The organism is Aeromonas sp. FDAARGOS 1407 (assembly GCF_019048725.1).
Lineage (GTDB): Bacteria > Pseudomonadota > Gammaproteobacteria > Enterobacterales > Aeromonadaceae > Aeromonas > Aeromonas enteropelogenes.
The window spans coordinates 3,843,009-3,855,564 of the sequence record NZ_CP077399.1 but is presented as its reverse complement, the minus strand read 5'-3'; the positions used below and the strand labels follow the sequence as shown (position 1 = coordinate 3,855,564).

Below are 12,556 nucleotides of genomic sequence, written 5' to 3'. Positions count from 1 at the left end.
GGATGGTGCGATCACACTTTCGCCATAAAATGTTCGTTTGTTGGTTTTTCATGTTCTAAAATGAGCGAAATCAAACATTGCTGCCATAGCAATCATAAAAATGAAAGTAGGTGAACATGAGCGAACATTATGATCTGGTCGTCGTCGGCGGCGGCATCAACGGTGTCGGCATCGCGGCCGATGCGGCGGGGCGTGGGCTGAAGGTGGCGCTGTTTGAAGCGCAGGATCTCGCCTCGGCCACCTCCTCCAACTCCAGCAAGCTGATCCACGGCGGCCTGCGTTATCTCGAACATTATGAATTCCGGCTGGTGAAAGAGGCGCTGGCGGAGCGGGAGGTGCTGCTCGGCATGGCGCCCCATATCGCGCGCCCCATGCGTTTTCGCCTGCCCCATCGCCCGCACCTGCGCCCGGCCTGGATGATCCGTGCCGGCCTCTTCCTCTATGACAATCTGGCCAAGCGCGACAAGCTCAAAGGCAGTTGCGGCGTGCGCTTCCTGCCGCAAGATGGTCTGACCGCCGGCATCAGCAAGGGGTTTGAATATTCCGACGCCTGGGTCGATGACGCCCGCCTGGTGGTGCTCAATGCCATGATGGCCCGGGACAAGGGCGCCGACGTGCAGACCCGTACCCGCTGCGTCAAGGCGGTGCGCGGATCCAAACACTGGACCCTGACCCTGGAGCGGGAAGGGGGCGAGCAGTTCACCGTCTCCTGTCGCGGTCTGGTCAATGCGGCCGGTCCCTGGGTCAAGACCTTCTATGACGAGAGCCTGCACGAGACATCCCCGCGCGGTATTCGCCTCATCAAGGGCAGCCATATCGTGGTACCGCGCATCCATGAGCGCGAAGAGGCCTACATCCTGCAAAACGAGGACAACCGCATCGTCTTCGTCATTCCCTACCAGCAGGATTACTCCCTGATCGGCACCACGGACGTGGAGCACCACGGCAGTCCGCGCGAGGCCAGGATCAGCGACGCCGAAGTCAACTATCTGTGCAAGGTGGTCAACGCCCACTTCACCCGCCAGATCGCCCCGAAAGATGTGATCTGGACCTATGCCGGGGTGCGCCCGCTGTGCGATGACGAATCCGACTCGCCCCAGGCGGTGACCCGCGACTACACGCTGGAGCTCTCCGGTGAATCCGATGGCGCGCCGCTGCTCTCGGTGTTTGGTGGCAAGCTCACCACCTATCGCAAGCTGGCCCAGGCTGCCTGCAACAAGCTCAAGCCCTGGTTCAGCCAGATGGGCGACGACTGGACCGCCAGCAGCCGGCTGCCGGGGGGCGAGTTTGACTGCACCACCACAGAGCTGGCCCGTGCCTACATGCTCGAATTCGACTGGCTCGATGATCGCAGTGCCCTGCGCATCGCCGAAGCCTATGGCAGCCATGCCCGCCTCTGGCTGAAAGAGGAGCGTGGCCAGCACTTTGGTGCCGGATTGTATGAATCCGAGGTGCGCTATCTCATCGAGCGCGAGTGGGCCTTTACCCTGGAAGATATCCTGTGGCGCCGCAGCAAGCTGGGGCTGCGCCTCTCCGACGCCGAACAGCAGCAACTGCAAGCCTGGTTGGCGCAACATCATCACGCCTTGCCCAAGGCAAGCTGATGAAAAAGCGGGCTGCTGCCAGGCAGCCCGCCCTAAAACTGCAATAAACCTCTGATAGAACAACTACCTACACAATAATAAAGAGCATCACATATGAAAAAATTCGCTATTTCCCTCATTGCGTTGGGCCTTGGGGCCTCCCTGTCATTGCCTGCGCTGGCCGTCGATGAAGGCAAGGTGGTGATCGCTCACCGCGGCGCCTCCGGTTACCTGCCCGAACACACCCTGGCGTCCAAGGCCATGGCCTACGCCATGGGGGTGGACTACCTCGAGCAGGATCTGGTGATGACCAAGGATGACCAGCTGGTGGTGATGCACGATCACTTCCTGGACGGCATCACAGACGTGGCCGAGCGCTTCCCCGGCCGGGCCCGCCCGGATGGCCGCTACTATGTAGTGGACTTCACTCTGGACGAGGTGCGCTCCCTGCGCATGACCGAGCCGTTCCAGCTGGTGGATGGCAAGCAGGTCCCCGTTTATCCCGCCCGCTTCCCACTCTGGAAGTCCAACTTCAAGATCCACACCTTCCAGGAAGAGATCGAGATGATCCAGGGCATGAACAAGAGCACCGGCAAGAACGTCGGCATCTATCCGGAGATCAAGGCCCCCTGGCTGTTTCGCCATGAAGGCAAGGACATCTCCAAGGCGGTGCTGAAGGTGCTCAAGGAGTACGGCTACACCACCAAGGATGACAAGGTCTATCTGCAATGCTTCGATGCCAACGAGCTCAAGCGCATCAACAGCGAGCTGATGCCCGCCATGGGGATGGATCTCAAGCTGGTGCAGCTGATGGCCGAAACCGACTGGAACGAGACCATGGTCTACGACACCAAGGGCAAGGCGACCCCCTATGACTACGACTGGATGTTCAAGCCGGGCGCCATGAAGACCATCGCCTCCTATGCCGAAGGGATTGGCCCCTGGAAGCCGATGGTGGTGACCGAGCCGGGTACTCCTGGCAAGCCGGTCTTCACCAACATGGTGAAAGAGGCCCATGCCGCCGGTCTCAAGGTGCATCCTTATACCTTCCGTCAGGATGAGGGACAGATCCCCGCCTATGCCAAGGACTTCACCGATCTCCTGAACATCTTCCTTTATCAGGCGGATGTGGACGGGGTGTTCAGCGACTTCCCGGACAAGGCGGTGGCCGTCATCCAGGCCCATGAGACGGCTAAAAAATAGTGAAAAAAGAGTAAGTTGGTGCATGGCGAGGTCAGTTGGCCTCGCCTTTTTCATGACATTCCCGCAACGGGCGTGTGCACCATGTCAGAAAATAACCAGATAGCGTCATTGTGTGCCGGTTCCTGCGAGATTTGCGGCGCAGAGCGCTGGCATGAAATCGGCAGAGCGGTTAGTCTAGCGGCGTTGAACCAACCCCAAGAGGTACAGATGAAAACCGTACTGCGTTTTAGCCTGCTGGGCGCCTTGTTGCTGGGCGGCCATGCCGTCGCTGCCGAGCCGAAAAAATTTGATATCAGCATGTTCCCAGCCGCTGACGTGAATCAGGAACGTGTGGTGATCCGCCTGCCCGAAGTCGAAAAAGAAGCCGACATGATGGTCGAGCTGCAGGTTGGCAAGAAGATGATGGTGGATTGCAACGTGCCACGTTTTGCCGGCAATCTGGAACAGCACAGCGTCAAGGGCTGGGGCTACAACTACCTGGTGCTGGGCAAGGTGTCCGACCCCATCAGCACCCTGATGGCCTGCCCGGATGGACAGAAGAAGGAGTCTTTCGTTCAGGTATATGGCCAGGGCTTCTTTGTGAACTACAACTCCAAGCTGCCGTTCGTCATCTATGTACCCCAGGAATATGAAGTGCGCTATCGTCTGTGGCGTGCCGACAACCTGGCGCAACCGGCCATGATTGAGTAACTCGCTCTGCAGCCCTGCGACACGAGTTGACTCGCGATAAAAACAAAGCGCCATATGGCGCTTTGTTTTTATCTGTCGCGGTGACAAACCGGCCTGTCAGGATGACATCGTTTTGGCATAAGCCCGTTATTTATCAATGATTTTTTCTTGTTTTGAGACGAAATCATCAATAGGGTCGGGATAAATCGACATCAATAAAAATTTTTTATTAACATAGTGAAAAAATTGATTTTGCACTCGGCGATGGCCTGATGATACTTGCCCGCAAAGGTCAAACTAACCAGAAAAAAAGAGCACTATGAGCTTCGAATCAGACAAGCGTTTCAACGACTTCAAACATTTTCCCCGTGGCCTGCGTCGCAGTGGTGAATTCACTGTGGCCGAAGCGGACAGTCTGGAAAAGTACGGTACCGCCATGCTGGCACTCTATCAGGGCAACCTGGCTCCTCGTGACGAGGTTGAGTCTGCCTTCATCGAGCAGGTCAAATCCGGCGCTGCCGGTGCCAACCCCCATGCCAAGGTGTGGTTCAAGTACCTCAAGGTGATCGGTCCCAAGCGTGTTCATCGTCTCTGCACTGTCGTGGGTGGTGCCAGCGAAGAGAGCAGCGGTGGTGGCAGCTTTGACGTGGGCGGCGGCGGTGGCAGTGACGAGTCCATCGATTAATGGATACCGAGCTGCTTCGGACCTTCATTGAGGTAAGCAAGACCCGGCACTTTGGCCGGGCTGCCGAAAATCTTTACCTGACCCAGTCGGCGGTGAGTTTCAGGATCCGCCAACTCGAACAGCAACTGGGTGTCAGCCTGTTTGCCCGCCATCGCAACAATATTCGTCTGACCGCCTCCGGTGAGCGTCTGCTGCCTTATGCAGACGCCATCTTGCATACCCTGGGTCGTGCCAAGCAGGATGTGGCCCTCTCCCCCGGATTCAGTCAGCAGCTGGCTATAGGGGCGCCTGCGGTGTTCTGGGAGCTCGACTTCAACGACTGGCTCAACCACATCTATGCCCTGGCCCCCGGGCTCGCAGTGCGTCTGGAAACGGCTTCGCGCGAGCACCTCTGCCGGCAGCTGCTGGAGCGCTCCCTCGATCTGGCGCTGCTCTCCGAGCCCACCAAGATCGACGAGATCGCCCTGCATCCCATCGGCGAGCTGGTATTCGAGCTGGTGAGCCGGGATCCGGCCGCCAATGCCGACAACCTGATCCAGATGCCTCATATTCATCTGGATTGGGGCACCAGTTTCGAGCCGCAGCCGAGCCGTCTGCAGAGTCTGCAAAAGACGCCTGTGCTGCATTCGAGCTCCGCCAGCATGGCGCTGCAGTTCGTGCTGGCCAATGGTGGCGCTGCCTATCTGCCGCGGCGGATGGTGAGCCCCTATCTGGAGAAAGGGGCCCTGCATCTGGTGGAAGAGGCGCAGCCCCTGAGCCGCCCCCTCTATCTCGCCTACCTGGAAAAATCCGATCGGCGGGAGCTGATCGATCAGCTGCTGGCGCTGCCGCTTGGCTGGCATGAAGCCGATCTGCGCCTGAACGAACCTCAATAAGCCCGTCGAACTCATAAAAAACCCGCCTGCAGGCGGGTTTTTTATTTGGATCAGGAGTTGCCGGCTTCCTGGGTGGGGAGGGCGGCGCCGAGCCCATTCTTGCTGCCAGCCTTCCCTTGTTCATGCGCTGAGTCACGAATTGCCCCGACCGGGCTTGGCCGGGGCTCACAAGATCAGTTAATTTCCGGCTCTCGTTGCGACACAGGGATGGAGTGCAAGTGATCGATTTTCGTCACCCCGAATGGCGGGAGCTGGCCCGGCAGCTGCTGGAACACTCGCCCTTGGCGATCCGGGGCCGCCAATGGCAGCCGTTGGTGGGCCTGCTTAGGGACAACCAGCTGTTGCTGGCCCTCGGCAATCACCACTATGAGCTGACGCCGGCGGGGCGACGCTACCTGACCCGTGAGCTGATGCTGGCGGAGATCGCCACGGCGCCACCGGCCCCCGAGGAGTGGCTGCACGCCCAGGGGTGGCAGCTGGGGGAGCTGGTCAACGAGCAGGTGCTGGCGGCGCTATATCGCAAGTCTGGGACGGGGTTCAGTCCGGTCGAGCAGATCGACTTCGAGGACAAGGGGATCCGGCTTTGCGGCGATCAGCTGCTGCGCCTGCGCGCCTCTGCCCCCTTCAGCCTGTTTTTCAGTGGCGGTACCCTGCTCGATGCGGCGCCCTGGTTGCAGACCCTGGGGGAGGTGGCCCTGCCGGAGCGCACCCTCGCCGGGCTTGGCAAGATCCTGTGGGGGGAGGGGGAGCTCTTGCGGGTGATCAGCACGGATTGCATCGGCGCTTTTGCCGAACTTCCCCTCGCGGATGGCACTTTGCTGGTGTGGGCGCCGGCCACGGCTCACTCGACCCTGCAACAAATCGTGGCGGCCCTGCCGCCCAATGTGCAGTGGAGCCATCTCACCGCCCTCGACCCCGCCGGGGTGGATCGGGTCCAGGCGCTGGCCCAGCGTCTCGGGCGTCCGGCCAGCTGGTGGTTGCCCGTTTCCCTCTCTCCCATCATGGCCGCCTATGGCCAGCCGCTGACGGAGAGCCGGCCCTGGGAGACGAGCCGTCTGCCCAAATCTTTGTTGGCAGTTTGTAGCGCTTTGGTTGAATCCAATGGTGGTTTGTCTGCCGAAGTGTGCGCGCTGGCCTCCAGCTGGCATGCCGTCGGCTGAAATCGCCGCACGGATGGGCTAAAAAGCGGTTTTCCCTCCTTGAACGCAGTGATATAAAGAGCTGACGAAGCGCTCGCAGGATGGGCGCTTTTGTTTGCCACCATGCTTTGCCATCCAAGCCATCAACGGAATACAGGGAATACCATGTTTGAAAAGGTTGTTGCCGCCCCAGCGGATCCGATCCTGGGCCTGACCGAAGCCTTCCGCACTGACACTCGCAGCCACAAGATCAATCTGGGCGTAGGGATCTACAAGGATGAGACCGGTGCCACCCCTATCCTTCATTGCGTCAAGCGAGCCGAACAGAAGCTCTTGACCGACGAGAAGACCAAGAATTACCTCGGTATTGAAGGCAATATCGAGTACGGTCGCATCGTGCAGCAGCTGCTGTTCGGGCAGGACTCCCCTCTGGTCAACAGTGGCCGTGCCAAGACTGCCCAAGCGCCGGGTGGTACCGGTGCCCTGCGCATCGCCGCCGAGTTCGTGGTGCGCAACAATCTCGCCAAGACCGTCTGGATCTCCGATCCCACCTGGGCCAACCACGTCAGCGTGTTCCAGGCCGCCGGCCTGACTGTCAAGTGGTACAAGTACTACGATGCAGCGACCAAGGGACTGGATTTTGCCGCCATGCAGGCGTCTCTCTCCGAGGCGCAAGCCGGCGATCTGGTATTGCTGCACGGCTGCTGCCACAACCCGACCGGTATCGACCCGACCGCTGATCAGTGGCGCGTACTGGCCAGGCAGAGTGCCGCCGCCGGCTGGCTGCCGCTGTTTGACTTTGCCTATCAGGGTTTTGCCCGCGGTATCGAGGAGGACGCCGAGGGTCTGCGCATCTTCGCCGAGTGCCACGACGAGCTGCTGGTGGCGAGCTCCTTCTCCAAGAACTTCGGCCTCTACAACGAGCGGGTTGGCGCTTTCACCCTGGTCAGCGCGACCAAGGAGATCGCCGAGGTGGCCTTCACCCAGGTCAAGACCGTCATTCGTGCCAACTACTCCAACCCGCCGTCACACGGTGCGGCCGTGGTCACCGCTGTGGTGAGCGATCCGGCCCTCTATGCCGAGTGGGTGGAAGAAGTGGCCGCCATGCGGGTGCGCATTCGTGAGATGCGCGAGCTGCTGGTGGAAAAACTGGCCGCCCGTGGCGTGAACCAGGACTTCGGTTTCATTCGTGAGCAGAATGGCATGTTCTCCTTCTCCGGCCTCAACAAGGATCAGGTTGAGCGCCTCAAGAGCGAGTTCGCCATCTACATCGTTGGCTCCGGCCGGATCAGCGTGGCCGGGATCACCCGTGCCAACATCGATCCCCTGTGCGATGCCATCGCCAAGGTGCTGTGACAAGTTAGTCGTGATGGCGCCAGGCCAGACAAAAGCCCGCCGGGGAGACCCGGCGGGCTTTTTTGTATCCGTCGCTTTTGGCTGCGTCAGCGTCGCCGTTTGCTGCCCCCCAAGAGAGAGCCGAGCACCCCGCGTACCAGCTGGCGTCCCACTTCGTTGCCTATGGTGCGGGCCACGCTCTTGGCGGCGGTCTGTACCACGCCGTCATGCTGGCCACCACGAGGACCGGTGCGGCCAAACAACATCTCGTTCAGGGCATCGAGCAGCCCGCCTTCCCCATTGGATGACGGCTCGCTGCCTTGTTCGCTTGTGGTTATCGCCTTGCCCCCGTTGAGACGCTCGAAGGCGGATTCGCGATCCTCCGGCGTCTCGTAGCGGCCATGCAGCAATGAGCCATGGATCAGGTTCTGTCGCTCTGCCTCGCTCAGGGGCCCGATCCGGCTGGCAGGCGGGGCAATAAAGGCGCGCTCCACCACGCCGGGGCGCCCCTTCTCGTCGAGCAGGGAGATGAGTGCCTCGCCGACCCCGAGTTCGGTGATGACGCCGGCGGCATCGAAGGCCGGATTGGCGCGCAGGGTGTTGGCGGCGATGCGCACCGCCTTCTGATCGCTCGGGGTAAAGGCGCGCAGGGCGTGCTGCACCCGGTTGCCAAGCTGCCCCAGCACGCTGTCGGGGATGTCGGCCGGGCTCTGGGTGACGAAATAGACGCCCACTCCTTTCGAGCGGATGAGCCGCACCACCAACTCGATCTTCTCCAGCAGCGCCCTGGGGGCATCGTTGAACAGCAGGTGAGCCTCATCGAAGAAAAAGACCAGCACCGGCTTGTCCGGATCGCCCACTTCCGGCAACAGCTCGAACAGCTCCGAGAGCAGCCAGAGCAGGAAGCAGGCATAGAGGCGGCTGGAGTGGGTCAGCTTGCCCGCCGCCAGCACATTGATATGACCGTGACCCGCCTCGTCGGTCTGCAGCAGATCCTGAATGTCCAGCATGGGTTCGCCGAAGAAATGATCGCCACCGGCGCTCTCCAGGGTCAGCAGGTTGCGCAAAATGGCCCCGATGGAGGCGGTGGAGACGTTGCCGTAACGAGTAGTGAGGGATTTGGCATTCTCCCCGGCAAACTGAACCATGGCTCGCAAGTCCTTGAGATCGAGCAGCAGCAGCCCCTCGTCGTCCGCCACCTTGAACACCAGCTCCAGCACCCCGCTCTGGGTATCGTTGAGACCGAGCAGGCGGGAGAGCAGCAAAGGCCCCATGTCGGAGACGGTGGCCCGCACCGGGTGCCCCTGCAGGGCAAACAGATCCCAGAACAGGGTCGGACTCGCGGCAAAGTTGGGGGCTGGAATGCCGAGCTGGGCCAGCCTGGCATCCAGCTTGGCCGAGCCAGCACCGGCGGCGCCCAAGCCGCTCAAATCCCCCTTCACATCGGCGAGAAACACCGGTACCCCGAGGCGGGAGAAGCCCTCCGCCAGCACTTGCAGGGTGACCGTCTTGCCGGTGCCGGTGGCGCCGGTGATGAGGCCGTGGCGATTGGCCATGGCGGGCAGCAGGGTGAGGGGCTTGCCATCGGCATAGGCCAGGATCAGCGTGTCGGCCATGGTGGCCTCCTTGTTTCGGATTGTGTGCAGGAAACAACGGCTTACAAGGAGTGTGGCGGGAGAGTCAGATGAAGGCAAGACGGGCCATGGCGACCCGTCTTTGGCACCGAATGACGGCGGCTGGTGCTAGCGCTGAGCCAACTTCTGTTTCAGTTGCAGTACCAGCAGGGTCAGCAGGCCCCCGAGCAGGGCGGTGATGATGGCCAGCAGCAGGCTGCCGAGCAGGAAGGGAGGGACCAGAGTGGCCGCCTCCTGCTCCAGCCAGTGGAGCGTCCAGGTGAGGTGGAAGGGCTCCGGCGGCTGGCTTAGCACCAGACAGCCGGTACGATAGGCGTAAAGATACATGAAGGGCAGGGTCAACGGATTGTTGAACCAGACTGCCAGCAAGGCCAGCGGCAGATTGAGGCGAAAGGCCAGCGCCAGCGCGACGGCGATCAGCGAATGCATGGGGATGGGAAACCAGCAGGCAAAGATGCCTGCGGCCACGGCGCCGGCGAGGGCCCGGGGCTGGGTCTGCCAGAGCGCCGGGTTGAGCAGGTGCTCACCAAACAGGGCAAACCACTTCTGCTGGCGCAGGGTGTCCGGGTTTATCTTGAGGCGTTCAAGCCAGCCGCTCAGCATGCTCGCGCCACCTTGCGTTTTTGCCACTGGCGCACCGTGCTGATCCGCCAGAAGGTGCGGATCAGGGCGTAACCAATCAGGGAGCTCAGCAGTGCCAGCACCAGGGAACCCAGCAGCAGCGGCGGGGCCACGGTTTCAAAGACCGAGACCAGCCAGGCCCAGGTGAATTCGATGTCGATGGGTTGGGCGTGCTGACCCAGCAATTGGCAGCCGGTCAGGTAGGCGCCATAAAACAGTGGCGGCATGGTAATGGGATTGGAGAGCCAGACCAGCGCCACCGAGAGGGGCAGGTTGACCCGAAACAGGATGGCGCCCCCGGCGGCCAGCAGCATCTGGCAGGGGAGGGGCACCCAGGCCATGAAGAGGCCCACCGCAAAGGCCCCCGCGGCAGAGCGCCGGTTGAGATGCCAGAGGTTGGCATCAAGCAGCAGCTTGCCAAACAGGCGCAAGTGCTTGTGTTCTTTCAGGCTTTGCTGATCGGGCATCCAGCGCTGTATGAGTCGTTTGGGCATATCGTAACCTTGCTAAATACTTGCTCCATGGATCTGCGTCTGTTGTCGTTTGCCCTGGGGGCAAGCTCCTCACTGCTCTGGCCATGGTTACCTTCATTCGCATGGGGGGGACTCTTGCTGTCCTTGCTGCTTCCCCTTGCATATTATCGTGCCTGGCGGCTGCTGTTTCTCCTGTTCGGCATCCTCTGGATGCAGGCCAATCTGTCGTATCGACTGGCCTGGCTGAACCAGCTGGGAGATCAGGCGAGCCACATCATAACCGCACAGCTGAAAAGTGCAGAGCCCGAGGGCGATAAATTTGTGCGCCTGCAACTGCAGGTGGAGCAACTCGACGGCCAACCGCTCTGGCCCGCGCCTCTGGTGAGAGTCAATGCCTACCAGGCGCTGCCTGCGTTGACAACAGGCAGTCGGCTGACCCTGGTCAGCTCCCTCAAACCGGCACACGGGCTTGCCAATGAGGCGGGGATGGACGGTCGTCGCCTGCTGCTGGGCAAGGGGATCACCGCCACCGGCAACTTGCGACGGATCATCGACATTCAGCCGGTGGCACCGGGTTGGCGCGAACGCTGGCTGGCGGCGGCCGAGGCAAGTTGGCGCCCGCTCACCCATGGCCCCCTGCTGGCGGCGCTCACCTTTGGCGAACAAGGCGGGATTACGGATGAGCAGTGGACCCTGTTTCGCGGCAGCGGCATCACTCACATCATCGCCATCTCGGGTCAGCATATCGCTCTGGTGGCCGTGCTGGGCTGGTGGCTTGGCCGCCTGTTCGGGCTGCGCGGCGCCATCCTCACGTCATTGCTGTTTGCGGCGACTTACAGCTGGCTGGCGGGCTTTGCGGTGGCGACCGAGCGGGCACTCATCATGGTGTTGGTGTGGAGCCTGCTGCGTTGGTGCCGGCGGGAGTGGCCCGCCTATCGCATCTGGTTGTGGGCCTTTGTAGTGCTGGTGTTGTGGGATCCCTTCGCCCTCTACTCGGCGGGGTTTTGGCTCTCGTTTCTGGCGGTGGCCATCTTGCTGCTGGTGGGCTATTGCCATGCCCGCCCCGGGCTTTGGCTGATCCAGCTCTGGTTGCTGCTCGGTCTGCTACCCCTGCAGTTGGCGCTGTTTGAGGGCATAGCGCCGCTGGCCATGGTGATCAACTTGCTGGCGGTGCCGCTCTTTTGCATCGCCATCATACCGTTGGCCCTGATCGGGGTGCTGCTTGCGCCGCTTGCTGCCCCATTGGCTTACGGGCTGTTCTGGCTGGAGGATCTTGGGCTGGGGTGGGTGCTGAGTCTGCTGGCCTGGCTGGCGGCCCGGTTGCAGCTATGGTGGCCGCTGCCCCACTGGTGGTTGCCCCTGTGCTCTCTGCTGCTCTTGCTCTGGGCGGGTTGGCGATGGCTGCCGGCCCGCTGGCTCTGGTTGCCCGGTGTACTGGCCATGGTGCTCGCGCTCTGGCCCACCGAAGCGCGCTGGCAGTTGCGGGTGCTGGACGTGGGACAGGGGCTGGCGGTGCTGATCAGCAAGGGGGATCGGGCCATCCTCTATGACACCGGCGATCGTTACCCGGGCGGTTACAACATGGCGGACGCGGTGATCCTGCCCCAGCTGAGCCGGCTCGGGATCCGGGTCATCGATCGCCTCATTCTCAGCCACAAGGACAGGGATCATGCCGGTAACCGCCAGCGATTGCTTACCACCCTGATGGTGCGCGGCGAGCTCTCTTCCCATCGGTTTGACGAACGAACGTCGCTTTGCCAGCGGGGGCAGCAGTGGCGCTGGCAGGGGCTCGATTTCTCTGTGCTCTGGCCCGAACATCCCGGGGGCGGGCGCAACAATGATGGCTGCGTGGTGCGTATCAGCGACGGGCACGCCAGCGTGCTGCTGAGCGCGGACATTGAACGCCAGGCGGAGCAGCGGCTGGTAGCGCTGGAAGGGGAGGGGCTTGCCAGCACCCTGCTGGTGAGTCCGCACCATGGCAGCCGCACCTCTTCCACGCCGCCCTTTGTCGCGGTGGTCGCTCCTCGCTACGTCGTGCACAGCGCAGGCTTCATGAACCAGTGGGGGTTTCCCCGCCCCGAAGTTGTGGCGCGCTATCGGGCCGCCCGCCAGTGGGTTACGGGGCTGCATGGTGCCATCCTGATCCAGCCTGAGGGAGAAGGCTTGATGGTCAGTGCCGAGCGCAGCCGGGGCCCCTGGTATCGGCGTGATGGCGCCTGGTGGCGACCCGGGCTCTGGCCTGCGCCCTGATCCGCTTTTTATCGTGCCAGGCCCTTTATCGAGATGGGGATGCTTGGTGGAAGCCCAAGCTTTGGCTAGAATAGCCCGTCATTTCCATT

General features: G+C 61.7%; 11 protein-coding genes. 8 read left to right on the top strand and 3 right to left on the bottom strand.

What is annotated here, in order from left to right; translation table 11 throughout:
- The first annotated feature begins 116 nt into the window (after positions 1 to 116).
- The 7 genes from glpD to I6L37_RS18050 all read left to right on the top strand — a co-directional run bounded on the left by glpD (position 117) and on the right by I6L37_RS18050 (position 7,510).
- Positions 117 to 1,604, top strand: a complete 1,488-nt coding sequence (glpD, locus tag I6L37_RS18080) for a glycerol-3-phosphate dehydrogenase (protein ID WP_216992594.1) — start codon at positions 117 to 119, stop codon at positions 1,602 to 1,604.
- Positions 1,605 to 1,697: 93 nt separating this feature from the next.
- Positions 1,698 to 2,786: a glycerophosphodiester phosphodiesterase gene (gene glpQ / locus I6L37_RS18075; RefSeq protein WP_216992593.1), complete on the top strand. Its 1,089-nt coding sequence runs from the start codon at positions 1,698 to 1,700 to the stop codon at positions 2,784 to 2,786.
- A 207-nt stretch (positions 2,787 to 2,993) separates the two neighbouring features.
- The gene (gene eco / locus I6L37_RS18070; RefSeq protein WP_026457944.1) at positions 2,994 to 3,476 is read left to right on the top strand and encodes a serine protease inhibitor ecotin; all 483 of its coding nucleotides are present in this window, start codon (positions 2,994 to 2,996) and stop codon (positions 3,474 to 3,476) included.
- Positions 3,477 to 3,774: 298 nt separating this feature from the next.
- Complete coding sequence (gene maoP / locus I6L37_RS18065; RefSeq protein ID WP_042028657.1) at positions 3,775 to 4,140, top strand: DUF413 domain-containing protein; 366 nt, start codon at positions 3,775 to 3,777, stop codon at positions 4,138 to 4,140.
- Positions 4,140 to 5,015, top strand: coding sequence for an HTH-type transcriptional regulator HdfR (gene hdfR, locus I6L37_RS18060; RefSeq protein ID WP_216992592.1), 876 nt, complete (start codon positions 4,140 to 4,142; stop codon positions 5,013 to 5,015). Before maoP ends, hdfR begins: the two co-directional genes overlap by 1 nt.
- 218 nt (positions 5,016 to 5,233) lie before the next feature.
- The gene (locus I6L37_RS18055; RefSeq protein ID WP_216992591.1) at positions 5,234 to 6,175 is read left to right on the top strand and encodes a hypothetical protein; all 942 of its coding nucleotides are present in this window, start codon (positions 5,234 to 5,236) and stop codon (positions 6,173 to 6,175) included.
- A gap of 144 nt (positions 6,176 to 6,319) precedes the next feature.
- Complete coding sequence (locus I6L37_RS18050; RefSeq protein WP_216992590.1) at positions 6,320 to 7,510, top strand: amino acid aminotransferase; 1,191 nt, start codon at positions 6,320 to 6,322, stop codon at positions 7,508 to 7,510.
- An 86-nt stretch (positions 7,511 to 7,596) separates the two neighbouring features.
- On the opposite strand, the gene I6L37_RS18045 is transcribed toward I6L37_RS18050, so the two are convergent.
- The 3 genes from I6L37_RS18045 to I6L37_RS18035 form a co-directional block, all read right to left on the bottom strand.
- The gene (locus I6L37_RS18045) at positions 7,597 to 9,105 is read right to left on the bottom strand and encodes a helicase HerA-like domain-containing protein (RefSeq protein ID WP_216992589.1); all 1,509 of its coding nucleotides are present in this window, start codon (positions 9,103 to 9,105) and stop codon (positions 7,597 to 7,599) included.
- Between the two features lie 126 nt (positions 9,106 to 9,231).
- Positions 9,232 to 9,726 carry a DUF2062 domain-containing protein gene (locus I6L37_RS18040; RefSeq protein WP_216994202.1) on the bottom strand — a complete coding sequence of 165 codons (495 nt, stop codon included), beginning with the start codon at positions 9,724 to 9,726 and terminating at the stop codon, positions 9,232 to 9,234.
- On the bottom strand, positions 9,720 to 10,238 hold the full coding sequence (locus I6L37_RS18035; RefSeq protein WP_026457808.1) for a DUF2062 domain-containing protein: 519 nt from the start codon (positions 10,236 to 10,238) through the stop codon (positions 9,720 to 9,722). The genes I6L37_RS18040 and I6L37_RS18035 overlap by 7 nt, the downstream gene beginning before the upstream one ends.
- Positions 10,239 to 10,265: 27 nt before the next feature.
- Between I6L37_RS18035 and I6L37_RS18030 the strand changes: the two genes are divergently transcribed.
- Positions 10,266 to 12,467, top strand: coding sequence for a DNA internalization-related competence protein ComEC/Rec2 (locus tag I6L37_RS18030; RefSeq protein WP_216992588.1), 2,202 nt, complete (start codon positions 10,266 to 10,268; stop codon positions 12,465 to 12,467).
- Positions 12,468 to 12,556 lie beyond the last annotated feature (89 nt).